Origin of the sequence: Nocardia aurantia (assembly GCF_009604425.1) — a bacterium.
GTDB lineage: Bacteria > Actinomycetota > Actinomycetes > Mycobacteriales > Mycobacteriaceae > Nocardia > Nocardia aurantia.
Genome location: NZ_WEGI01000017.1, coordinates 105758 through 127518, shown reverse-complemented (window position 1 = coordinate 127518; position 21761 = coordinate 105758). Strand labels below are relative to the sequence as shown.

The 21761-nt window shown below is 68.4% G+C and carries 20 protein-coding genes; 9 read left to right on the top strand and 11 right to left on the bottom strand.

The genetic code is table 11. The features are described 5' to 3' along the window. Nucleotides 1-112: 112 nt before the first annotated feature. Both NRB56_RS39470 and NRB56_RS34070 read right to left on the bottom strand, forming a co-directional pair. The gene (locus NRB56_RS39470) at nucleotides 113-568 is read right to left on the bottom strand and encodes a hypothetical protein (protein WP_227838557.1); all 456 of its coding nucleotides are present in this window, start codon (nucleotides 566-568) and stop codon (nucleotides 113-115) included. Nucleotides 569-593: 25 nt separating this feature from the next. After that, a complete protein-coding gene (locus tag NRB56_RS34070) occupies nucleotides 594-2327 on the bottom strand; it encodes a sodium:solute symporter family protein (protein ID WP_227838556.1) in 1734 nt (577 codons plus the stop codon). Nucleotides 2328-2566: 239 nt separating this feature from the next. Here NRB56_RS34070 and NRB56_RS34065 point away from each other — a divergent pair, with 239 nt between their 5' ends. The 6 genes from NRB56_RS34065 (at nucleotide 2567) to NRB56_RS34040 (ending at nucleotide 7309) form a co-directional block, all read left to right on the top strand. Beyond that, entirely contained in the window at nucleotides 2567-3340 is a 774-nt protein-coding gene (locus tag NRB56_RS34065) for a hypothetical protein (protein ID WP_153348461.1), read from the top strand. After that, the gene (locus tag NRB56_RS34060; RefSeq protein ID WP_153348460.1) at nucleotides 3341-3934 is read left to right on the top strand and encodes a hypothetical protein; all 594 of its coding nucleotides are present in this window, start codon (nucleotides 3341-3343) and stop codon (nucleotides 3932-3934) included. After that, on the top strand, nucleotides 3928-4731 hold the full coding sequence (locus NRB56_RS34055) for a hypothetical protein (protein WP_153348459.1): 804 nt from the start codon (nucleotides 3928-3930) through the stop codon (nucleotides 4729-4731). Before NRB56_RS34060 ends, NRB56_RS34055 begins: the two co-directional genes overlap by 7 nt. 96 nt (nucleotides 4732-4827) lie before the next feature. Then, nucleotides 4828-5625: an alpha/beta fold hydrolase gene (locus NRB56_RS34050; protein WP_319943937.1), complete on the top strand. Its 798-nt coding sequence runs from the start codon at nucleotides 4828-4830 to the stop codon at nucleotides 5623-5625. A 7-nt stretch (nucleotides 5626-5632) separates the two neighbouring features. Then, on the top strand, nucleotides 5633-6904 hold the full coding sequence (locus tag NRB56_RS34045; RefSeq protein WP_227838555.1) for a SpoIIE family protein phosphatase: 1272 nt from the start codon (nucleotides 5633-5635) through the stop codon (nucleotides 6902-6904). A 9-nt stretch (nucleotides 6905-6913) separates the two neighbouring features. After that, a complete protein-coding gene (locus NRB56_RS34040) occupies nucleotides 6914-7309 on the top strand; it encodes a DUF3052 domain-containing protein (protein ID WP_153348458.1) in 396 nt (131 codons plus the stop codon). A gap of 91 nt (nucleotides 7310-7400) precedes the next feature. On the opposite strand, the gene NRB56_RS34035 is transcribed toward NRB56_RS34040, so the two are convergent. From NRB56_RS34035 to NRB56_RS34010, 6 genes are all read right to left on the bottom strand, one after another. After that, a complete protein-coding gene (locus NRB56_RS34035; protein ID WP_153348457.1) occupies nucleotides 7401-8777 on the bottom strand; it encodes a styrene monooxygenase/indole monooxygenase family protein in 1377 nt (458 codons plus the stop codon). Beyond that, nucleotides 8774-10021: an acyl-CoA dehydrogenase family protein gene (locus NRB56_RS34030; protein WP_153348456.1), complete on the bottom strand. Its 1248-nt coding sequence runs from the start codon at nucleotides 10019-10021 to the stop codon at nucleotides 8774-8776. The genes NRB56_RS34035 and NRB56_RS34030 overlap by 4 nt, the downstream gene beginning before the upstream one ends. After that, nucleotides 10018-11166 carry a dimethylsulfone monooxygenase SfnG gene (sfnG, locus tag NRB56_RS34025; protein ID WP_319943936.1) on the bottom strand — a complete coding sequence of 383 codons (1149 nt, stop codon included), beginning with the start codon at nucleotides 11164-11166 and terminating at the stop codon, nucleotides 10018-10020. Before sfnG ends, NRB56_RS34030 begins: the two co-directional genes overlap by 4 nt. 257 nt (nucleotides 11167-11423) lie before the next feature. Continuing rightward, nucleotides 11424-11648 carry a helix-turn-helix domain-containing protein gene (locus tag NRB56_RS34020; RefSeq protein ID WP_227838554.1) on the bottom strand — a complete coding sequence of 75 codons (225 nt, stop codon included), beginning with the start codon at nucleotides 11646-11648 and terminating at the stop codon, nucleotides 11424-11426. 193 nt (nucleotides 11649-11841) lie between these two features. Next, complete coding sequence (locus NRB56_RS34015) at nucleotides 11842-13386, bottom strand: MFS transporter (RefSeq protein ID WP_319943935.1); 1545 nt, start codon at nucleotides 13384-13386, stop codon at nucleotides 11842-11844. A gap of 36 nt (nucleotides 13387-13422) precedes the next feature. After that, on the bottom strand, nucleotides 13423-15762 hold the full coding sequence (locus NRB56_RS34010) for a hypothetical protein (RefSeq protein WP_153348455.1): 2340 nt from the start codon (nucleotides 15760-15762) through the stop codon (nucleotides 13423-13425). A 300-nt stretch (nucleotides 15763-16062) separates the two neighbouring features. On the opposite strand from NRB56_RS34010, the gene NRB56_RS34005 reads away from it, so the two are divergent. Genes NRB56_RS34005 through NRB56_RS33995 form a run of 3 tightly spaced genes read left to right on the top strand, consistent with a single transcriptional unit; the run spans nucleotide 16063 to nucleotide 18823 of the window. Next, a complete protein-coding gene (locus NRB56_RS34005; protein WP_153348454.1) occupies nucleotides 16063-16701 on the top strand; it encodes a pyruvoyl-dependent arginine decarboxylase in 639 nt (212 codons plus the stop codon). After that, complete coding sequence (locus NRB56_RS34000) at nucleotides 16698-17303, top strand: hypothetical protein (RefSeq protein ID WP_227838553.1); 606 nt, start codon at nucleotides 16698-16700, stop codon at nucleotides 17301-17303. The genes NRB56_RS34005 and NRB56_RS34000 overlap by 4 nt, the downstream gene beginning before the upstream one ends. Further along, on the top strand, nucleotides 17303-18823 hold the full coding sequence (locus tag NRB56_RS33995) for a GGDEF domain-containing protein (RefSeq protein ID WP_153348453.1): 1521 nt from the start codon (nucleotides 17303-17305) through the stop codon (nucleotides 18821-18823). Before NRB56_RS34000 ends, NRB56_RS33995 begins: the two co-directional genes overlap by 1 nt. 6 nt (nucleotides 18824-18829) lie before the next feature. Here the strand turns inward: NRB56_RS33995 and NRB56_RS33990 are convergent, their stop codons facing one another. The 3 genes from NRB56_RS33990 to NRB56_RS33980 all read right to left on the bottom strand — a co-directional run bounded on the left by NRB56_RS33990 (nucleotide 18830) and on the right by NRB56_RS33980 (nucleotide 21681). Continuing rightward, a complete protein-coding gene (locus tag NRB56_RS33990; RefSeq protein ID WP_153348452.1) occupies nucleotides 18830-19588 on the bottom strand; it encodes a DUF6319 family protein in 759 nt (252 codons plus the stop codon). Between the two features lie 271 nt (nucleotides 19589-19859). Continuing rightward, nucleotides 19860-21077 (bottom strand): oxygenase MpaB family protein, encoded by a 1218-nt coding sequence (locus NRB56_RS33985; RefSeq protein WP_153348451.1) that lies wholly within the window; start codon nucleotides 21075-21077, stop codon nucleotides 19860-19862. Continuing rightward, the gene (locus NRB56_RS33980; RefSeq protein ID WP_153348450.1) at nucleotides 21034-21681 is read right to left on the bottom strand and encodes a TetR/AcrR family transcriptional regulator; all 648 of its coding nucleotides are present in this window, start codon (nucleotides 21679-21681) and stop codon (nucleotides 21034-21036) included. The genes NRB56_RS33985 and NRB56_RS33980 overlap by 44 nt, the downstream gene beginning before the upstream one ends. Between the last annotated feature and the right edge of the window lie 80 nt (nucleotides 21682-21761).

The following is a 21761-nucleotide window of genomic DNA, read 5'->3' as shown; positions in this document are numbered from 1 at the left end:
CAGCAGCACGATCGCACCGATGCCGATCGGATGAGCGTGGTGCGCGAGACGGCGCCGGAGTGCATCGGCGGTGACGCCGAATGAGGGGCACGCCGGCTCCGTCTCGTAACCGCTACTCGGACAACCGATTCGATGTCGTGCCAGGCTCATCGCCGGGTCGTTTCGGTGTGGTGCCGGGCTGGTCCGCGGAGCGACTCGGGCCGGTACCCGGCTCCCCCGCAGGGTGATTCGGGGTCCCGGGCTGGTCCGCGGGGCGACTCGGGGCGGTATCCGGCTCCCCGGCAGCCTGATTCGGTGTCCCGGGTTCGCCGTCGAGCGTGCCCGGGTCGGCCGGAACCGCCGCGTCACCGTCGCCGGCGGCTCGCCGTTCCACGACCGGGCGCAGCCGCGCCCAGGCGAGGAACAGGATCGACACGACGATCAGCCCGATCCCCGCCCACAGGTTGATGTTCCAGCCACCGGTGCGATCCTGGTCCGAGGCGGTGTCGTGGACCAGGCCGGTGACGGTGAGGATGATGCCGTAGAGGCCGAGCAGCGCGCCGACGATGGTGCGGATGTCGAAAAGCATGGTGTTCCTCCGGATTTCGAGGCGGCTAGCCGACGAAGATGTTCAGCGCGATGACGATCACCAGCGCGATACCGGCCAGCAGCACCGGACGCTGATACCAGGGCAGCGTGGCCGCGTCCGGGTCGTTGAGTTGCGCCTTCGGGGTCTCCGAGTACACCAGGCCGACCAGCTCCGCGGCCGGTTTCGGCGTGGTCACCGCGCTAACGACCACGCTGAGCACGATGTCCACCACGAACGCCACACCCGCCGCGACGAAGCTCGACCCCTGCCCGGACAGGTGGATCACCTCCGTCTTGTTCAGCACGAACACCACGATCGCCGACAGCGTGCCGAACACCAGGCCGACCCAGCCGGCGGTCGGTGTCATCCGCTTCCAGAACATGCCCAGGATGAACGTCGCGAACAGCGGCGCGTTGAAGAACGAGAACAACGTCTGGAGATAATCCATCATGTTCGAGAAATGGCCGGCGATGAACGCGGTGAAGATCGCGATCACCGTCGCGCCGACCGTCGCGAGCCGGCCCACGGTGAGGTAGTAACCGTCCGAACGGTCCTTGCGCACGTACTGCTGCCACAGGTCGTAGCTGAACACGGTGTTGAACGCGGAGATGTTGGCGGCCATCCCCGCCATGAACGCGGCCAGCAGCCCGGTCAGCGCGATACCCAGCAACCCGTTGGGCAGCACCGCCTTCATCAGATACAGCAGCGCCTGGTTGTAGGTGGCGTCCCCGTGCCCGGTGGCCTTGAGGTCGGCGATCTGCGGGACGATCAGCGCGCTGATCATGCCCGGGATCACGACGATGAACGGAATGAACATCTTCGGATAGGCGCCGATGATCGGCGTACGACGCGCTGCGGAGATCGAATGCGTGGCCAGCGCGCGCTGCACCTCCACGAAATTGGTGGTCCAGTACCCGAACGACAGCACGAACCCGAGCCCGAACACGATACCGATCACCGACAGCACGCTGTTCGAGAATCCGCTGAGTTCACTGCCCGGCCAGGAATGCCACTGCTGCGACCCGTCGGCCTGCCCGGTCACCTTGTCCCGCAACCCGTTCCAGCCACCGATCCGATGCAACCCGACCAGCGTCAACGGCAGCAACGCCGCCACGATCACGAAGAACTGCAACACCTCGTTGTAGATCGCCGCCGACAACCCGCCGAGGGTGATGTAGGAGAGCACGATCACCGCCGCGACGACCACCGACACCCACAACGGCCACCCCAGCAGCACATTCAGAATCGAACCGAGCAGATACAGATTCACCCCGGCGATCAGCACCTGCGCCACCGCGAAACTCAGCGCGTTCACCAGATGCGCCCCGGTCCCGAACCGCCGCCGCATGAACTCCGGCACACTGCGCACCTTGGAGCCGTAATAGAACGGCATCATCACCACGCCGAGGAACAGCATGGCCGGCACCGCGCCGATCCAGAAATAGTGCATCGTCGGCATGCCGTATTCGGCCCCGTTGGCCGACATGCCCATGATCTCGACCGCACCCAGATTCGCCGAGATGAACGCCAGCCCCGTCACCCACGCCGGCAGCGACCGCCCGGACAGGAAGAAGTCGATACTCGACGACACCCGCTGCCGGGCCAGCAACCCGATCCCCAGCACGAACACGAAATAGATCGCGACCAGCACAAAGTCGACCGGCGCGGCATCCAGGCGCAGCGTGCCCGCCGCCAGCGTGGGCGGACCGCCCGCCACCGTCGAACCGATCGTGTGCCCTGCGACAGCGGTGGGCGGCATACAACTCTCCTGTCGGTGCTGGTGGTCCCGGAGCTCAGTCGTCGCGCGTCTGGGATCCTAGCCACCGGTTACCCCGCCGGGCCGCCGGTTCACCGGTCGCGGCTCACTGTGTTCCGCGACGACCGACGAGGAGGTCGCCACCAGCGAGGTCGGCAATCGAATACCCGGTTGCGGGACGAGCCCGTGCTAATTTCCCCACCTGTACCGAACGCATCGCCGATATGCCGGGAGGTCGAGCCGTGGATGAGAAGACCCTGCTGCAACTCGCAGCCGACGAGCTCACGCTTCGCTCGCTGCGGTATCGCGAGATCGAAATTCTGGACTATATCCCGTCGCAGCCCGATCGCGCGCTGCTCTGTCCGGTCGGGGCGGTCCGGATCTTCGTCGCCGCCCAGGGCGATCCGATATTGCAGCGTGTGCGAGACATCATCGCCCACCACAATGACGGAGACGTCGACCTGGTCGAAAACGAGATCGCGCCCCGGTTCGCCGGCCGGACGACGCTTCCGATCGATCAACTCTGGCATATGTTGCAGCACTCGCCGGTATTCGCGAGTATTCGATACGGTGGCAGAACTCTCGCGACCAATGTCGTCCCGCCGCCGGACCTCGGCCTGGTCGTCCTGGACAATCCGTACAACGGCGGGGAACTGAGTCCGGCTCATCTGACGCTCGTCGAGCACCTGGCCGAGAACACCGACGCCGCGCTGGACGCGGTGGCTCTCCGGCAGGCACCACCGCTGACACCGGCCGAACGCGCCGCGGTGGCGCTGGTGCCGGCGGATCAACTGGAGGCGAACCTCGCGATACGCGGAAGTTGCGCTCCCCACGGAACTTTCATCGTGGTAACCGCGCTGGCCTTCACCGCGGCCATCCTCTGTGCCGCCGCCGCCACGCCCGCCGAAGAACAGCAGCAGCACCTTTCGGACGAACAGATACAGCAATTGGGCCCGGCCGCGACGGCGAGGCAACTACTCGATATCCGCCGTGCGGCTCTCGAATACGAGCACTGAATGGGCGTGGCACCGGGCGATCTGATATTCGTCCTCCTCGCGATATTGTTGCTGACATGGTTCTCCGTGTCCGTGGCCTGCCAAATTCCGCGCAGCCTCGAGAAATGGGATGCCGGCCGGATCGAGCAATGGGTTCGCGCGCGCGATGTGCCCGGATTCGTGCCGCGCTGGAATTTCTTCGCACCGAATCCGGCGACCGACGATCTGCATCTGCTGTACCGTGATCGCCTGCCGGACGGGCAACTGACGCCCTGGCGCGAGATAACCCCGCTCAGGCCCGCGAAATGGCTGGGGGCGGTGTGGCATCCCGGTCGAAGGCAGAACAAGGCACTGATCGACATCACGCTCGAACTCGTGAAAACCGGATTGTCACTGGACGGTGATACCGACCGGATACAAACGACGCTGCCGTACATCGCGACACTGAATTTCGTCTCCACCCGGCCCCGAGCCCATGCCGCGAACGCCACCCAGTTCCTCCTCCTGCGGTCGAAGGGCGCCGACGAGAATCCGGATCACCGGATGTTGCTGCTGTCGGCCATGCATCCGGTCGGTCCGGTGATCGGGCGGCAGGCGGCGGCGAGCCGATGCTGACCAGCTCCGCCGCGCTGCACCTCTGCGCGTCGATCGGTTCGGTCGCCGTGATCATCGGATCGCTGGAGCGACTGGCGGCTCCACGGCTCCTCGACGACGGCGCCCTCGCCGGCTGGCCGGTCTCGGCCACGAGTGTCCGGTTGTTGACCAGGAGGTCGTTCCAGCGCACCGCCGGGCAGTTGCTGGTGTATCCGAGGGTGCTCGGCCTCGTCGCCGCCTGTCTGGCCTGCGGGATACTGCTGGCCCTGCACCCGTCGTCGGCCGTGAACTCGGTGGCCGCCGCCGTGATCGCCGCGACCTACATGCTGCTGGGTATGCGCTCGCGTTTCGGGGGCGACGGAGCCGACCAGATGACGATCATCGTTTTCACCTCGCTGGCGCTGGCCTTCGGTGTGGGGCAGGCTCGCGCGAACGAGACCGTTCTGTGGTTTCTGTCAGCACAGGTATGTCTCGCGTACTTCACCGCGGGTGTGGCGAAGCTGGCCGGCTCGTCGTGGCGCCGTGGTACGGCGCTGCCGGAGCTGCTGGCCACCGAGTGCTACGGGCATCCGCGGGTCGCGCGGATGCTGGCCCGCCATCGCGGCCTCGCCGTGGTGATGTGCTGGTGGGTCATCGGGTTCGAATGCGGATTCCCCCTGGTTCTCCTCGGTATCCGACCGCTGACCTGCACACTGTTGATCAGCGCGGCGCTGATGCACCTCGGAACCGCTCTGGTCATGCGCCTGACCACCTTCTTCTGGGCATTCGTCGCCACCTACCCGGCGATCGTCTTCTGCGCCACTGTCCGCGGCCGGTGAGGCGCGGTTCGCCGAGCACATTTCGATCACCACCGCGATTACCCCGGCCGTTTTCGGATATCAGAGCGGCAGACAGCGCGTGGTAAGGATGTCCGGGTGAGTGTGCAAGAGAGGAACAACGTCGTGGTCCTCGGTCCGGTAGATCGGCCGACGGTACTGCTGGCGCACGGGTTCGGTTGTGACCAGAACATGTGGCGTCTGGTCACTCCTGTTCTGGCGCAACACTTTCGGGTGGTGTTGTTCGACCACGTCGGGTTCGGGCGGTCCGATGCCGGTGCGTGGTCGGCGCAGCGGTACGAGGATCTGGACGCCTATGCGGACGATCTCGTCGAGATCTGTGCCGAGTTGGACCTGCGGGACGTGGTGCTGGTGGGGCACTCGGTGGCGGCGATGATCGCGGTACTGGCGGTGAACCGCGCGCCGCGGTGGTTCGCGAAGCTGGTGCTGCTGACCCCGTCCCCGCGCTACATCGACGACGGTGACTATCACGGTGGCTTCAGCCGCGCCGACATCGATGAACTGCTCGACGCCCTCGAAGCCAACTATCTGGGCTGGTCGGCCGCGACCGCACCGATGATCATGGGCAACCCGGACCGGCCGGAACTCGGGGCGGAGCTGACCGAGAGTTTCTGCCGCACCGACCCGGCGATCGCACGGGCGTTCGCCCGGGCGACCTTCCTGTCCGACAATCGCGACGATCTGTCGCAGGTGACGGTGCCGACCCTGGTGATCCGGACCGCCCAGGACGCCATCGCCCCGCGCGAGGTCGGCCGATTCGTGCACGAGCGAATCCGCGGCAGCCGGTTGGTCACTCTCGACGCCACCGGGCACTGCCCGCAGTTGAGCGACCCCGGGCCGACCGCCGCGGCGATCGAGGCGTTCGCGGGCGAGTGAGCGAACGATGATGTGCACCGAGGGCGAGGCCGGCCGTGGCAGCGGTGCGCCGAAGACCGCCGATCCCGCCTTCTCGGCCATGCTGGAGGACAGCGCCGAGGATCTGTACGAGAACGCGCCCTGCGGTTACGTGTCCACGCTGATGGACGGAACCATCGCGAAGATCAACACGACCCTGCTGAACTGGCTGGGTCGCGAGCGCGCGGACCTGGTCGGGCGTCGGCACTTCGGCGACCTGCTCACCGTCGGTGGTCGCATCTACTACGACACCCACATAGCGCCGATGCTGGCGATGCACGGGCAGGCCAACGGCCTGGCGCTCGACCTGCGCTGCGCCGACGGGACCACCCTGCCGGTACTGGTGTCCTCGGTGGTGCGGTCCGGTTCCGACGGCACCGCGCAGCTGATCCGCACCACCATCTTCGATGCCCGCGAGCGGCGGGCCTACGAGCGGGAACTGCTGCGGGCCCGCCGGGCCGCGGAGGCCGAACGCGAGCGCGCCTACAAGCTGGCCGCCACGCTGCAGCGCAGCCTGCTGCCCTCGGAGTTGCCCGTCGTGCCCGGCATGCAGGTCGCCGCCTACTACCATCCGGCCTCCCTCGACGAGGTCGGCGGCGACTTCTACGATCTGTTCCCGCTCGGCGCCGGCCGGTGGGGATTCTTCCTGGGCGACATCAGCGGCAAGGGCGCCGCGGCGGCGGCGCTGACCTCCCTGACGAGATACACGCTGCGCGCCACGGCGGTCCACGACCCGGACCCGCTGGCCGTGCTGACCCATCTCAATGCTGTGCTGTACCGCGAATTCGATTCCCGCACTCCGCGTTTCTGCACTGTCGTCTACGGCACGGTGCGGCCGGACCGCGGCGGCGCCACGGTCGGCCTGGCCGCCGGCGGCCATCCACCGCCGGTGCTGATCCGGGCCACCGGCGCCACCGAACTGATCGAGACACCGGGCGGCATGCTCGTCGGCGCCCTGTCCGACGCGGTGTTCACCGGCCGGGAGCTACGGCTGGAACCCGGCGACACCCTGCTGCTCTACACCGACGGGCTCACCGAATCCCGCACCCGCGGCCGGAACCGCTTCAGCGAGGAGCAACTGAGCGCGCTCGTCGCCTCCTTCGGGCCGGTCACCGCGCCGGAACTGGTCACCGCGCTCACCGGGATGCTCACCGGATTCGAGGGCGTCGACGACGACACCGCCCTGCTCGCCCTCGGCGTCCCGGCCGTCGGCGCGCGTGAGCCGGGCGAACCCCACTGCTCCCGGCCCGATTCGGAATAACCTCGCACGATGACCGAGCCCGCGCCCCTCGCCCGCAAGATCGGGATGAAACCCGGTCACATCGTTCATCTCCGGCACCGGCCGGCGGGCTGGGTGGTGCCGGACGCGCCCGCGGGTTGCGCGATCGCCGAGGGGGACCCGGCAGGGGCGGATATGACCATCGCCTTCTACCGGGAGCTGAGCCGATTGCGTTCCGAGGCTTCGGATCTGGCCGCCGAGCTGGACGACCACGCGATGCTGTGGATCGCGTGGCCCCGGCGGGCGGCCGGTCACCGCAGCGATATCACCGACACGCTGGCGCGCGATCTGCTCCTGTCCACCGGCCTCGTGGACGTGAAGGTCGCCGCGCTCGGCGCGGACTGGTCCGGGCTGAAGTTCGTCCGCCGCGTCGAACACCGGCGCTGAGCCGCGCACGCGAGGCCGACATGCCGGTGCGCTGGATCTTCCAGCGCACCGGCCGGCATCACGCTCCCGTTCGGGCGGGTTCGCCTCGGCGCTACGCGGTGGTGAGGCTGCCCGCGAAGGTGGAGCGGCTGAAGCGCCCGGCGGGCTGGAAGCGGGCGAGGACGGTGGCCGCGTCCTCTCCGGTGACCTCGGTGATGAAATCCCCCACCGCCTCGACGGAACCGATGTCCGACAGCGGTTGCGGGCGGTGCAGCAACCCGACGAGCGCCGAGGCGACGCGCGGGTCGGCGGCCGCCGCCGCGAACAGTTGCCCGCCGATCTCCGCGAATTCGGGATCGCCGAGGAACAGGCGGGTCACCCGGTTCGCCGCGTCACCGCGCGCGGCCAGGAATTCCTGGTTTCGGCGGGTGATCCAGTCCTCGTCGAACGACCCGTCGTGCACGGCGGCCGCCGCGACCAGCCGCTGCGCCTGGATCAGTCCGCTCTGCGCACCCTGGCCCGCGATCGGATCGTAGGCCGCGGAGGTGTCGCCGAGCGAGGCCACCACGTGACCGCCGGCCGTGCGCCCGGACCCGGACCGGACGACCGGGCGCACCGCGCCTTTCAGCCACGAGTGCGGATCCTCGGCGATGACCTGCGCCGCCTGGACCTCGGGCAGGTCCCAGTCGATGTGGTCGCGGTACAGCTCGCGCACGATCCGCAATGCCGATTCAGCGGAATCGGCTGCGGCGAAACGCTTTTCCCAGTCACTGCCGGGCCGGGCCCAGCCGAGGAAGGCCCAGCTCGGTCCCGCGTCCTTGTGCAGATACGGACCCCACCAGCCCTCGCCCTGGTCGGCGAGTATGGAGAAGCCGCTGTGCGCACCGCCCGCGCGGCTGCGGTGGGCGAAGACCGACGCGTCGTGCCCGAGCCCGGTCACGGTGACCGTGAGCAGGGAACGCTGCGGGGCGGAATAGGGGGTGCGGGAGGCGTCGACGGCGAACAGGTCCGACAGCCCGCCGCGGCCGGTGGCGACCAGGGTGAGATCGGTCGCGGCGGCGATGCCGTCGAGTGTCGCCGGGGTGACCTGCCCGACGACGAAGCGGCCGCCGCGCTCCTGGAAGGTGGTGAGTCGTTCGTCGGCCTTGAGGCGGGTGTCGACGGCGACGCCGACGTAGCCGTCGAAATGCCCGTCGAAGGCGATCAGTTCCTCGCGCTCGGGTCCGGCGATGCGCACGCTCAGGCCGGTGTGCCGGGGCGCGCGGCCGGTGTAGGTGTCCAGGCCGAGGGCGGTTTCGGCCTGCTGGGTTTCGCCGAACTCGAGGGCGGTTCCGGTGGCCGGGACGTCGTCGCGCAGCGCACGCTGATCTCGGTCACTGTGGAGGGTGACCTCGAAACCGGCGTCGAGCAGGCCCAGCGCGGCGGTGACGCCGGTCTGCCCGGCCCCGATCACCGCGGCCGTGCGGCGGGAGTTGTGCGTGGAGGTCATGCGTGGATCTCCATTCCGTTCGAAGAGGCGGAGGCGGCGGCCGGCGCGCGCTCGCCCGCGCTCCACGCGAACGGCAACGGCTCTCCGTTGAGCAGGTGATCACCGATCGCGCGGGCCTTCTGGATCGCCGGATTGTGCACGGCGACGGTACGGGCGTTGCGCCAGTGCCGATCCAGCCGCAACCGCTGCGATACCGTCGACGCACCCCCGACCTCGAACAGGAGTGTGGTCGCGGGCAGCACCAGATCGATCACCGCGAGCTGCGCGCGAGCGGCCGCGAGTTCGCCTGCCACCACGAGTGTTTCGTCCTGCCCTCGGGCCGCCAGCACATCGTTGAGCACATCGGCGACCGCGAGCACGCTCGCCTCGGCGGCGAACGCGGCGGCCGACAGCCGGCCGATCACCTGCTGCACCAGAGGATCTCGGCGCGGCAGGTCTGCCACGGAGTGCGTATAGCCGCGGGTGCGGACCGCGACCCATTCGACGGCGTCCTGTTCGGCGCGCCGGGCGATCCCGGCGAGCACCGAAAGCTGCACCAGCTGAAGGTAAGCCGTCGCGTAGGTGGGCCCGGGCGCGCCGTATCCGGGACCGAGTACCCGATCGTCGCCGACGACCACATCGGTGAATTCGGTGGTGCCGCTGGCCGTGAGGCGCTGCCCGAACCCGTCCCAGTCGTCGTGCTGACGCACTCCCTCGGCGTTCGCGTCCACCAGTACGCCGACTCGCTCACCGTCGCGATCGGCCGCCACCAGGATGTAGTCCGCGAACAGCGAACCGGTGCTGTAGTACTTCGTGCCGTTGAGCAGCCAGCGCTCGCCGTCCCTGGTCAGCCGGGTGCGATAGTGATCCACCGCGCCCACGCCCGACTCGGTGATCGCGTTGCCGACCAGCGTCCCCTCCGACACCGCGCGCAGCCGGCGTTCGCGTTCGGGCCCCGGCTCGGCCAGCAGTTGATCCTCGACGAACGAGAAATGCACCCGCAACGCCTGCGGCAGGTTCGATTCCGCGGCGGCCAGCGCCGTCAGCTGCCGGAACAGCTGGCGCACCGTCACGCCGTAGCCCCCGAACTCGACCGGTACCCGCAGCGCGCCGAATTTCGCCGCGCGCAGCCAGTCGACCTCTTCGAACGGCAGCCGCCGATCGGTTTCGCGTTCGACCGCTCCGGCGGCGATCCGATCGAAGATCGGTCCGAAGATCGCGTCCAGTTCCGCGTCGGTGGTCGGCGTCGCCTCGACGGTGGTCATCGCGCCGCTCCCACCGACTCCGGAGTGCTTGCGCCGGAGAGTAATTCGGCTTCCAGCTGTCGCACGATCGGCAGCACGTGCTTGCCGAAGTACTCGACTTCCTCGTGGTAGTGCAGGAATCCGAGCAGCAGCAGATTCACCCCGCGCTTCTTGTACTCGACGATCCGATGCGCGATCTGCTCCGGAGTTCCGATGAGCTTGGAGCGGAATCCGTCGTTGTACTGGACCAGATCCTCGAAGGTGGAGTCGGCCCACATCCCACGCTTGTCGCTGGTGGAACCACCCGCTTGCGCGACGGCGCCCCGGAATCCTTCGACGGCTTCGGGATCGGCCTGGGCGACGATCTCACGCAGCGTCTCCCGCGCCTCGGCCTCGGTGTCGCGGGCGATGAGGAACCCGTTGAGCCCGAACCGGACGCTGCGCCCGTGCTCGGCGGCGGACGCGCGAACCTCGGTGATCTGCTCGGTGATCCCGTCGAAGTCCTTGCCGTTGCTGAAGTACCAGTCCGACACCCGCCCGGCCATGGCGCGCGCGGCGGTCGAGTTGCCGCCCTGGAAGATCTCCGGATGCGGACGACCTTCCACGGCAACCGGTTTGGGCTTGAGATCGTAGCCCCGCAGGCGGTAGAAGTCACCGGCGAACTGGGCCTCGTCCTCGGTCCAGCTCTTGCGCAGCACCCGGATGAACTCCTCCGAGCGCCGGTAGCGTTCATCGTGTTCGAGCCACGGCTCGCCGAGCGCGGTGAACTCACCCTTGAACCAGCCGCTCACCACGTTCACCGCGGCCCGGCCACCGGAGAGGTGGTCGGCGGTGGCGATAAGTTTGGCCAGCACCGCGGGATGCCACAGCCCGGGATGGACCGCGGCGATGACCTTCAGTCGTTCGGTGGCGAGCAGCAGAGCGAGGCTGAAGCTGGTCGATTCCTGCTGATAGGCGGCGCCGTAGCTCGCCATGTACCGGACCTGGCTCAGCGCGTACTCGAAGCCGTTGTTCTCGGCCAGCACGGCGAGCTTCCTGTTGTACTCGTAACTCCAGTCGGTCCGCTGTTCGATCTTGCTGACGACGAGTCCGCCGCTCACGTTCGGTACCCAATACGCGAATTTCAACGGCTCTGCGACAGCGCTGATTTCATCGGCTGTGGACACAATTGCTCCATCGGGTCGGGAGGAAAGGTTGGCGAATTTCCCGCACGCGCCCGGCGCGATCGGGGTTCAGCGGCAAGAACAGCCCGGCCCGGCAATGCGCATGAAATCCAGATGCCGCCGCCGGGTGAGGTCCCGACGATCCGCGCACGAGCCGTTCGCGGCACGGCGAAGATGGGGGGCGGTGACCATGGCAGCGAGTCTACGACGGCCGAATACCGTTGTCCACCAGGCAATTTCGATGTCGCGATCGGGTTTCCCTACCACGTGCGCACCGCCCTCACGATGCGATCGACCCGAGTGCGCTGACTGCTGATCCGTGCCCCCGACCGACGTCGATCCAGCAGCTGCACCCCCAGCTCCCGCTCCAGGTTCCGCAGGGTCTCACTCAACGCGGGCTGTGAAAGATGCAGCTCCTCCGCCACCCGCCGCAGCGACCCCAACCTGGTGACCGCCTGAACGTACTCGAGCTGCTCGATTCGCATGATCCATCTCCATCGCCACCGGCAAACTTCTCGCACGTCTACCGCCAGTGTGTGCGCCGTGGATCGGAGACAAGAGGGTTTCGATCGCGGAGATTCCTGACGCGCCGCGAGTCGGAGGACGGGTCCGGACCGAAATTCGCGTCGAACACCGGCGCTGAGCCGCGCACTCGCGGGCCCGGCGCCGGTCGGCCCGTCAGACCCCGGGTTCGCCGGAGGCGGTCAACGGTGCCGCGCGCTCCGCGTCCGCCGGTTCCGCCACCTTCGACAGCGGATCGGCGATGTCCTCCAGCGATTTGCCCTCGGCGCTGACACCGAAGAACCAGGCGATCAGTCCGCCGGCGATCATCGTCACCGCTCCGATGACATAACCCCAGGTCAAGGGCACTCGGTCCGGGTTCGGATTGTCGGAGCCGCCGATCAGGTGACCGAACAGGTACGGCGCGACCACGCCGCCGGCGCCCTGCGCGATGGCGAAGAAGAACGAGATGGCCTGGCCGCGCAGTTCCAGCGGGAAGATCTCGCTGACGGTCAGATACGCCGAGGACGCGCCCGCCGAGGCGAAGAAGAAGATCACGCACCAGAACACGGTCTGGGTGGTGGCGTTCAATATTCCGGCGTGGAACGCCCACGCCGAACCCAGGAGCAGCACTCCGGACAGCAGGTAGGTGCCGCTGATCATCACCCGCCGGCCGACGCTGTCGAACAGTGGCCCGAGCAGTAGCGGTCCGAGCAGGTTGCCGAGCGCGAACGGGAAGAAGTAGTACCCGGTGTGGTCCGAGGACACGTGATAGAAGTGGATCAGGACCAGGCCCTCGGTGAAGAAGATGGCGTTGTAGAGGAAGGCCTGCGTCGCCATCATCGAGAATCCGAGGAACGAGCGAGCGGGGTAGCGGCCGAAGAAGATTCGCGCCATGTGCGGATAACTGAGCCGGTCGGTCTCGGTCAGCGCCAGCATCTTGCTCTCGTCCACCGGTGGTAGCGACACCCCGTATTCGTGCAGCCGGTGCTCGATCTCGTCGACGGTGCGTTCGGCCTCGTCGGCGCGGCCGTGGGTGAGCAGCCAGCGCGGACTCTCCGGGATCCCGCGGCGCAGGAAGATGATGAACAGGCCGAGCACCGGGCCGATGAAGAAGCCCAGCCGCCAACCCCATTGCACCGGAACGTAATTCTCGTTGTACAGGAGCAGGCTGGCCGCCGCGCCCAATGCCGCACCGGCCCAATATGTTCCGTTCACGGCGATATCGACCCGGCCGCGGTACCGGGACGGGATGATCTCGTCGATGGCGGAGTTGATCGCGGTGTACTCGCCGCCGATACCGGTTCCGGCCAGGAACCGCAGCAGGTACAACGACCAAGCGTTCCAGGCGAATCCGGCCAGCCCGCTGCCGAGCAGATAGATCGCCAGCGTCAGGATGAACAGCTTCTTGCGGCCGAGCCGGTCGGTGAGGCGACCGAAGAACAGCGCGCCGACCACCTGTCCGGCCAGATACCAGGAGGCGGTGGCGCCGACCTGTCCGGCGCTGAGATGCAGGGTGCGGATGTCCCCGAGCGGGCCGCCCATACTGCTGACGATCTGGATCTCGAGTCCGTCCAGGATCCAGGACACGCCCAGGCCCACGACGACGAGCCAGTGGAACCGGGTCCACGGCAGCCGGTCCATGCGGGCCGGGACCAGGCTTCGGACGATCCGATCCGGCGTCCGGGGGGTTGGCGGCGGTGGGGTGTGCGACGTTGACATATCGGTTCCTCTATCGGTGACGCATCCGCGATGGTGTTATTTGGTCCACAGGTTGAGACTGGCCTGGTCGGTGGTGAGTAAACGGTCGACACGCATTGCGCTGCGGGCGATTTCCATCGCCGCGACGTGGTTGGCGTCGGTGGGGTCCGAATGGAATCGGTCGGTGGCCTCCTTCAGTCGTTGCGCGATCTCGACGCCGACCTTGCGGCGGGTGTCGTCGGTGACGGACCGCCACTGGTCCACCGGGATTCGCCGCTGGATCTCCTGTAGATCGGCGTGACCGTCCACGAGATGCAGTGCCCGCGCGACGAATGCGCGATCCACGTCGTGCTCGTCGTCCCACAGCGGCCGGGTGGCCGCGCGTTCGAACAGGCTCGCCGCCTCGGCCGCCTGCGCGGTGTAGGCCCCGCGCCGATCGGGCGAGTACTCCCGGGTCCGGGAGGCCAGCCGCAGTGCCGCGGCGGCCTCGCCCAGCGGCTCGTAGGTGACGTCGCTGGTCTTGGCCTCGTCCAGCATGTGCCGATGCACCCGGACCGCGTGTTCGGCCATCCGCGGCGAGAAACCGGCGGCCAGCAGGGCGCCCTGCGCGTCGGCGCCGTCGCCGCCGAGTTCGAGCACGTTGGTGACCGCGGCCGCCGCGGCGCGGGAGTTGTGCCCGCCGAACATCTCCACCGCGTGCCGGGCCGCGCCGTCGTGGGCGTTCTTGCCCGCGGTGAGCCGGGCCATCCAGCCGCCGGCGGCCTCGGGCGGGATTTCCCCGAGCAGCAGCCGATAGTTGAGTTCGTTCATGTGCTGCATCTGTTTCGAGTAGAAGGCCAGCGGGTTGGGCCGCCGGAACGCCCACGAGGTGACCGGATTGGCGTTGATCGCGCCCAGTTCGTTGAATCCGGCCATGGCCCGGCCGGCCAGATGCCCCGGCGACAGGCTGTAGCGCAGCGAGGCGGCGCTCATCTCCGCGGGCGACGCGGCCCCGGCGGCGGCCGGCCGGCCGGCGAGCGCGGCCCGGATCTGCTCCACCACCCGCACCTGGCCGCCGACCATGCTCAGGTCCAGCCGCCGGAACAGCGCGAACCCGGCGATCAGCACCATCGCCCCGACGAAGATCACCGCCATGCCGCTGCCCGGCGCGGATCGGAACAGCGCGTCGAGCAGCAGCGCGTACACCCCCAGGAAGACCGTGTACACGACCATCGCCACGGCGTCGGCGAAGAGATCGACCAGGTTCCGGATCAGGAAGACCTGGGTCGGACCGTACACGAAACCGCCTGCGGCGAAACCGAATACGGCGAGGATGCCGTGATACACCGACGACAGCGCGGCAAGGAACACCTTGATCGCCAGATACGCGAGGAACAGCAGCAGGATCGTCGCGAAGACGATCAGCACGAGGCCGGTGCCGATCTGGCCGAAACTCGGATTGTCGATCTTGGCGTGCGCGTAGGCGTCCCCGCAGCCCGACATCCCGTTCGCGATCTGGGTCTGGCTGCCCGCCCGCACCCCCGCCGACCAGGCCGCGCGGCAACCGGGCCGATCGTCGACCACATGCCCGAAGTTCCACACCTGCAACGGATGCCGGGCGAAGTTGTCCGACAGCGAGCCCTGCAGGCCGGCGACGATCTCGCCGGGATGCGGACTGTCCTGACCGGTGACGCCGGCCGCGATCGTGATACCGACGTCGCGGCCGTGCGCGAGCAGGCCGTCCGAGGACAGCACATCGGCCAGGGGGTGCGCGAGGTAGGTGGCGCCCAGCACCGCGACGGCCAGCATCGCCGCCACCTGCAGGGCCGCCTTGGCGTGATATCCGCGTAGCACGAACCAGCCCACCAGGAACGCGCCCGCGGTGGCGCTCACGGCCAGCACGATCGGCGTCGCGATCTGATGGGTGAGACCGTCGCCGATCGCGGTCAACGGTTTACCCAGCCAGTCCAGCCAGCGGAAGCTCAACACATAGCCGGTCATCCAGACCGCGCTGATCACCACGACCATGAAAATGGTGAATTCGACCCCGAGCACCAGCGCGAGCGCGGTGGTCCCGGGGTGCAGCAGACTGCCGGAATCGGTCGCGAACAGATAGCTGGACAACGGGACATCCGAGGTGTCTCGGACATCCGTCCAGGACAAACCGTCGATTGCCGACATACTGCCGCCGGATAATGTGCCGTTATTCGCGTTAGCGATGGAACCGCCGATCAACCAGAGCGCGACCAGTACGAGCGGGGCCGCCAGCACCCGCGCCACCACCCGCCGGGCCCGCGTCGCGCCGAGCCAGTCCCGGTAGCGCCGCAACAGCACTCGCGGACTGCGCAATTGCGCATACCAATCGGTCGAATTACTCGACAGGTACTCGAAACGGGGTTCCCGAACGTGTGACGACATACTCTGCACCACTTACATTGCGAACCAGATGAACTGCAGATTGCAGACAAGTTACACAGACGATGGCACGATGTAAACAGTGCCGATAACTGATGGCACGTCATCGAACAGACCGAATTGCCCTTTTCTCATCCCACGGGCCGATTCGACTTCGCTATGACCGAGGACCCGTCAACAGGGGTGAACACGTCTCGGCGGGGTCCGCACCTGCGGTCACCCGCCGCGGGGAGCACGCCGAGCCAATATGCCGCAACTCCAGCCTTTTAAATGCGACACTGGGACGGCAGGGGAAGGACGCTCATGATCGCGACCTATGGACAGCACAGTTATGACGCGCTCGGTGACGATGTGCGCCAATCGAATCGGATCGCGGCACCCGCCATCGAGGTGGGCGCCGCGGTCGGGGCCGCCGCGACCCCGGTCGCCGCGTTCGACGCGGCGTTGCGCGATCTCGGGGTGGGCGACGCGAATCTGATCCGGTTGTCGTCGGTGATCCCACCGCGGGCGACCATCGAACGCACGCGCCGGGTGCGCAAACCGATCGTCTGGGGCGATCGGCTGTACTGCGTCTACGCCGCCGGGCACGCCGCCGAACCGGGTGCGCGCGCGGCCGCCGGGCTGGGCTGGGCACTGCGGGCCGACGGCTCGGGCGCCGGGCTGTTCGTCGAGCACGAGGGCGAAACCGCCAGGGAGGTGGACGATCTCATCCACGCCAGCCTCGCGGACATGACCGCGGGGCGGCCGCAGCGCTTCGGTCCGGTGCGCACCTGCACGATCGAGGCCCGCGCCGAAGGGCAACCGGTGTGCGCGCTCGTGCTGGCCGCGTACGCCACCGCGGGCTGGGGCGACGCCACGGCCCGGGGCGACACGCCCTGCGCCGAGACCGGCGGCCGGCGACTGCTCGGCCGGAGCCGTTCCGGCGGCCGGGGACGGTCGTGACCGCCGGCGGCGAATGCTCGCTCGCCGCCGGCGCCGCGGCGATCCGGGTCAGCATCGAGCACACCATCCCCGAGGCGGAGATCGATGGTTTCCACCGGCTGTACGAGACCGCCTTCGGCCCGTTGCGCACCCGGGCAATCGCACGGCAAGTCTTGTACCGCAACGAGTTTCAGGATGAGATGACCGACCCGCGGGTACAGAAGCATGTGGCCCGGACCCCCGGCGGCACCCCCGTCGGCCTGAGTACCCTGACCCGGCACCTGGAAACGGTACCGTGGATCAGCCCGGACTATTTCGCAGCACGTTTCCCGCTACACGCGGCCCGCGGCGCCATCTTCTACGCCGGATTCACACTGGTCGACCCGACTGCGCGACAGGGCACCGCATTTCATGCCATGATCACTTCGATTGTCCGGATCCTGGCGGCAGAACGCGCGGTCGTCGGCTGGGACATCTGCTCGTACAACAACTCTCGGTTTTCGTTCGCCGACGCGCTTCGAGCGGCGCTCGATGAGCAGGCGGATGCTGACGTCGCGGTGGAGGACGCACAAACCTACTACGCGGCACGGTTCACAGGGGACTACGTGGACAAGGGGGGCTGATGGCAGCCGACGGACAGCACGCGAGCCGCAACTGGTGTCGTACCAAGTCACCATGGTGGGCGACCACGCCCATCCTGATCCTGGCGGTGATCACGGTGCCGCTCGCGGGCCGGCCGCTCGCGCTGGGCGCGATGCTGGTGGTGGTGGCCGCCACGCTGGCGATGATCTGCACCGGTGTGCACCGCCATCGGCCGCCGGCTCCGGTGGCGTGGTTCCTGCTCGCTGCCTCGTCGGTCCTGTTCTGCGTCGGCACCACGCTGCGCGACTTCCTGGAGTGGCCCATACCGCCGCCGCTCGCGGATCTGTTCACCCTCGGGGGGTACGTGGGTGTCGGCGCCGCCGCGGTGCTGTGGCTGGTGCCGCGGCGCACCTTCCACATCGATCTGATCCTGGATTCCTGGCTGATCGGGCTGGGCGCGCTGCTGGCCTCCTGGACCTTCCTGATCTCCCCGGTGCTGCACGCGGCGCGCGTGTTCGACGGGCCCACGCTGATCCGGGTGACCTATCCGGTGGTCGACGCGCTGCTGCTGACGGTGGTCACCCACTCGATGGTCACGGCCGGGCGCTCGGAGACCTCGCTGCGGCTGGTGCACCTGTGCCTGCTGACCGTCCTCGGCGGCGATCTCGGCTACAACCTGGACGCCGCCGGATATCTCACGCTCGGCCCGAACATGTTGCTGATCCCCGAGTTGCTGGCCTTCCTGCTGGTCGGCCTGGCCGCGCTGCACCCGACCATGGTGACCGTCGGGCAGCCGCGGCACATCCATCCCCACCAGTCCCGGCAGCGCGCCAGCTTCATCGCGGTGCTGCTGGTGGTCGCCTCGCTCGGGCCGGTGGTCGGGGCCAACCTCGACACGCTGGATCGGGCCGTGGTCTCCGCCCTGCTGGCGGTCCTGCTGGTCGGCGTGCTGGCCCGCAGTGAGCGCGCGGTGGTGCGCAGCCTGCGCAGCGAGCGGCGCGCCCAGTACCAGGCCGATCACGACATGCTGACCGGACTGTCCAACCGGGCCGCGCTGCTGCGGGCGCCCCGGGTGTACGCGGACCGCTGGGCGGGGCGGCCGCTGTGCCTGCTGTTCCTCGACCTCGACGGCTTCAAGGCCATCAACGACACCCACGGCCACGCCGTCGGCGACGAGTTGATCGCCGGTGCGGCGGACCGGATCCGGCACGTGATCGGGCAGGACGATCTGGCGGCCCGATACGGCGGCGACGAATTCGTCGTGCTGGGTTGCGCGAACCGGCAGGAGTCCGCGGTGCTGGCCGAGCGGCTGCTCGACGCCTTCCGGAAACCGTTCGAACTCACCGCGGGCCCGGTGTCGGTGGCCACCAGCATCGGGATCGCCTGCGACGCCCCGCGCAGCGCCGACGACACCGTGTACGACCTACTGCGCGAGGCGGATTCGGCGATGTATCACGCGAAGGAATACTCGCTGGGGTACGTGTTCTACGACGACATCCGCCATCTCGGGCATGCGGCGGCGAGCAGCCGGCGCAACTGGCGGCGGGAAACCGCCGTATAGCCGGATCTACCCGGAGAGCTCGTCGAGCAGCCGGCGGGCGTTCTCCAGTTCGGCCTGCAACTGCTCGACCTTGGCCCGCTGGCTGGTACGCACGGACTCCAGCACCGAGTCGACGACCTCGGCGACCTCCGGATGCAGCAGGCTCGCCGCCTGGGCGACCGCGGCGCCGGACACCGGCAGGCCGCGTACCGTGCGCTTCTTACCGTTGACCACGTCGACGGTCCACTCGCCGTCGGCCGTACCGGACAACGTCACGGTGACCTCCGGCACCTTCGCCTTCTTGGGGGCGGCGGGCGCCTTCTCCCGCGGGGCGCGGGTGCCGCCGGTAGCGGGCTTCGCGCCCGCCGGGCCGGTCGCGTCGGTGTTCGCGGCGGGGGTCGCCGGCGCCGGATTCGGCTCGGCGGCAACGGGGTTCGCCGGCTCCTGACTCGGCGCCGACGCGGGGGTCACGGTGGACGGGGTCGTCAATGCGGGGTCCTTCCTGGAACTCGGGGCCGCGGGCGGGGTGCGCCGGGCCGGTTTGATCAGCGTCACTTCGGTGGGCGAGAACGACAGCACATCTTTGGAACCGGTGGGCCGAACCTGCAGGAAGTCGCCCTCGGTGGGATCTCCGAGGGCAACCACCTTGCCGGAACGGCCTTCCGGCACGCCGACGGCCTCCGCGGTGAACCACACCATCGGCGGCGTGCCGGCGGTGATCTCCGCGGCGATCTGCCGGATCTCGGTGTCGGACAGCGGTTGTGGCTTCGTTCGACGGGACGACATTGGGGTACTCCGGACGGGCTCGTGGACAGTCTGCGTGCCAAGAGCATGCCCCATGACACCGACAAGTCCACATCGGCAGGTTGACCCGGCCCACTCCCCACCTACTGGCTATGATCGAGCTACATTGCCGTTCAGCCGATGTCGGCACATGACTTCGGCCAACTGCATGGTAGGCGCTCGAGCCCCGGTCCGGTGGCGAGTTGCCGGAACCCGCGGCGCCGGCGGACGCGATCGGGAAAGAATCTCGCATCCGCACAGCAACATCGAGCCCTCAGGCGGCGGAGCGGGCCGACTCCCCGATCACCGCCGGCGCGTCACCGATCAGCGTGCGCAGGAACTGTTCCTGGCGGCGGCGGCCCTGGATCGCGGCGCGCTCCACCCCGCCGGGCAGCAGCCGGGTGAGCGCGCTGCGGACCAGGTTCACCGGAAGTCGGGCCAGCGGGTACCACGGCGGCACGGTCGCCGGCAGGCCCAACTGGCGCATCGAGGCGGGGCCGAGGAACAGGCTCGCGATCGAGAGATGCTGCGCCCGTGCGATGCGGCCCCGCAGCCCGGCCAGATTCGGATAGTGCCAGCGCAGCGGATCGTCGGCCATCGGCATGGCCAATTGCGCGCTGGTCTCGTCCGGATTGGTGATCGCGGTCATGCAGTGGTACAGAATGCGCACCGAATCACGGAAGCCGGTCGGCAGCCACTCGTCCCGCACCCCGATCAACCAGCCCACGTACCGGGTCAGGTGGGCCGCGGCCTCCAGGTCGCCGCGGGCGGGCACCACCCCCATCGGCATCGCGCCCAGGAACGGCGAGACGAGCGCGCCGACCAGCGTCGCGGCCATATCCGTCTGGTTGATCGGCAGGCCCCACTCGGCGCTGTCCCAATCCGGTTGTGCCGAAACGTGTTTGCGGACCAGCGCGTGGATCAGCCGCACCTGCATCGTGGCCCGGTAACCGGCGCCGAGCGGCCGCATCCCCTCGTCGGAGGTGACGTCCAGGGCCCATTGCAGGGTCTCGGCGAAGCGTTTGGCCGGGCCCTTCTCCAGCGCGCCGGTGCGGATCAGAGTCTTGTTGAATCCGGAGGCCAGATAACCACCGAGCAGCGCGACGTCCCGGGCGATGTACAGCCCGTCGATACCACCCATCCGGAACACCCGCTCGGCCCGGCGGATGGTGGGCCAGTCCACCCAGTCCGGCGCCGTCTCGTAGCGGCCGAAGAACTCCCGCAACGGTTCCGGTGCGTCCGGAACAGACGAGATCCCTTCGCGCAGGGCCTGTTCGAACATCGGCCGGGTGATCGCGAGTCCGCCGGCGCTCGCGCCGGACATCCACTCGACCAGCCGGTCCATCGGCTCGTCGCCGACGAGCAGCGCCTCGCCGAGCGCCTGCCATTCCCGCGCGTCCGGCGTGCCGATGTTCAGCAGGACGGCGAAGGCGCGCAGGCCGGGAACCTTACGGGGTGTCGCGGGATGACGAAGTGGGACGGGAGAATTCATCGGTGCTCTCCTTCGGGCCGATGCCGTGTTTCACCAGCGGCACGACAGCGGCGCGCACGAATTCCCGTGCGCGATCGGGATCCTTGAAGTTCACGCCGCCGTCGGGAGTGAGCAGCAGCGAATGTGCCATCCGGGCAAGAAGTTCCGCGACCGGACGCGGGTCGTACGCATCGATGAAGCCGCGCTGCTGGGTCAGTTCCAGTACGGCGACGATGTATTCGACGCCCTGCCGGATCATCTCCTCGCCGCGGACCGTGTAGAAGCTCATCGCCTCGTCGGGAGCGACGTTGAGCAGCTGGGTCACCAGCGGATGGCTGCGGGTGGTCCGCAGCACGTACAGGACGGCGGCCTCGATCTGGGCGTCGACCCCCGAGGTCGTGGTGACCACGGTGGTCACCTCGGCGAGCATGCGCCGGGTCTCCCGGGCCAGGGTCGCCTCGACCAGATTGTCCTTGCCGGCGAAGCGGCGATAGATGGTGATGCGGTTGAGCCCGGCGCGCCGCGCGATATCGTCGAGACTCGCGCGCCGGATGCCCACCTGGAGAATGCGCTCCAGGGCCGCGTCCATGATTCGTTCGTCCACATCGTCTCGATCGGTCCCCATATGAAACAATGTAGGTTGATTTGTTTCATTGTGTCAATGGTGCGGGTGGTCCGATCGGGGGACATCCGGCCGCGCGGCCC

Coding starts and splice junctions, on each gene's coding strand:
- NRB56_RS39470 (WP_227838557.1), bottom strand. CDS start 568: ATGCTTTTCGACATCCGCACCATCGTCGGCGCGCTGCTCGGCCTCTAC.
- NRB56_RS34070 (WP_227838556.1), bottom strand. CDS start 2,327: ATGCCGCCCACCGCTGTCGCAGGGCACACGATCGGTTCGACGGTGGCG.
- NRB56_RS34060 (WP_153348460.1), top strand. CDS start 3,341: ATGGGCGTGGCACCGGGCGATCTGATATTCGTCCTCCTCGCGATATTG.
- NRB56_RS34055 (WP_153348459.1), top strand. CDS start 3,928: ATGCTGACCAGCTCCGCCGCGCTGCACCTCTGCGCGTCGATCGGTTCG.
- NRB56_RS34045 (WP_227838555.1), top strand. CDS start 5,633: ATGATGTGCACCGAGGGCGAGGCCGGCCGTGGCAGCGGTGCGCCGAAG.
- NRB56_RS34040 (WP_153348458.1), top strand. CDS start 6,914: ATGACCGAGCCCGCGCCCCTCGCCCGCAAGATCGGGATGAAACCCGGT.
- NRB56_RS34035 (WP_153348457.1), bottom strand. CDS start 8,777: ATGACCTCCACGCACAACTCCCGCCGCACGGCCGCGGTGATCGGGGCC.
- NRB56_RS34030 (WP_153348456.1), bottom strand. CDS start 10,021: ATGACCACCGTCGAGGCGACGCCGACCACCGACGCGGAACTGGACGCG.
- NRB56_RS34020 (WP_227838554.1), bottom strand. CDS start 11,648: ATGCGAATCGAGCAGCTCGAGTACGTTCAGGCGGTCACCAGGTTGGGG.
- NRB56_RS34015 (WP_319943935.1), bottom strand. CDS start 13,386: ATGTCAACGTCGCACACCCCACCGCCGCCAACCCCCCGGACGCCGGAT.
- NRB56_RS34010 (WP_153348455.1), bottom strand. CDS start 15,762: ATGTCGTCACACGTTCGGGAACCCCGTTTCGAGTACCTGTCGAGTAAT.
- NRB56_RS34005 (WP_153348454.1), top strand. CDS start 16,063: ATGATCGCGACCTATGGACAGCACAGTTATGACGCGCTCGGTGACGAT.
- NRB56_RS33995 (WP_153348453.1), top strand. CDS start 17,303: ATGGCAGCCGACGGACAGCACGCGAGCCGCAACTGGTGTCGTACCAAG.
- NRB56_RS33990 (WP_153348452.1), bottom strand. CDS start 19,588: ATGTCGTCCCGTCGAACGAAGCCACAACCGCTGTCCGACACCGAGATC.
- NRB56_RS33985 (WP_153348451.1), bottom strand. CDS start 21,077: ATGAATTCTCCCGTCCCACTTCGTCATCCCGCGACACCCCGTAAGGTT.
- NRB56_RS33980 (WP_153348450.1), bottom strand. CDS start 21,681: ATGGGGACCGATCGAGACGATGTGGACGAACGAATCATGGACGCGGCC.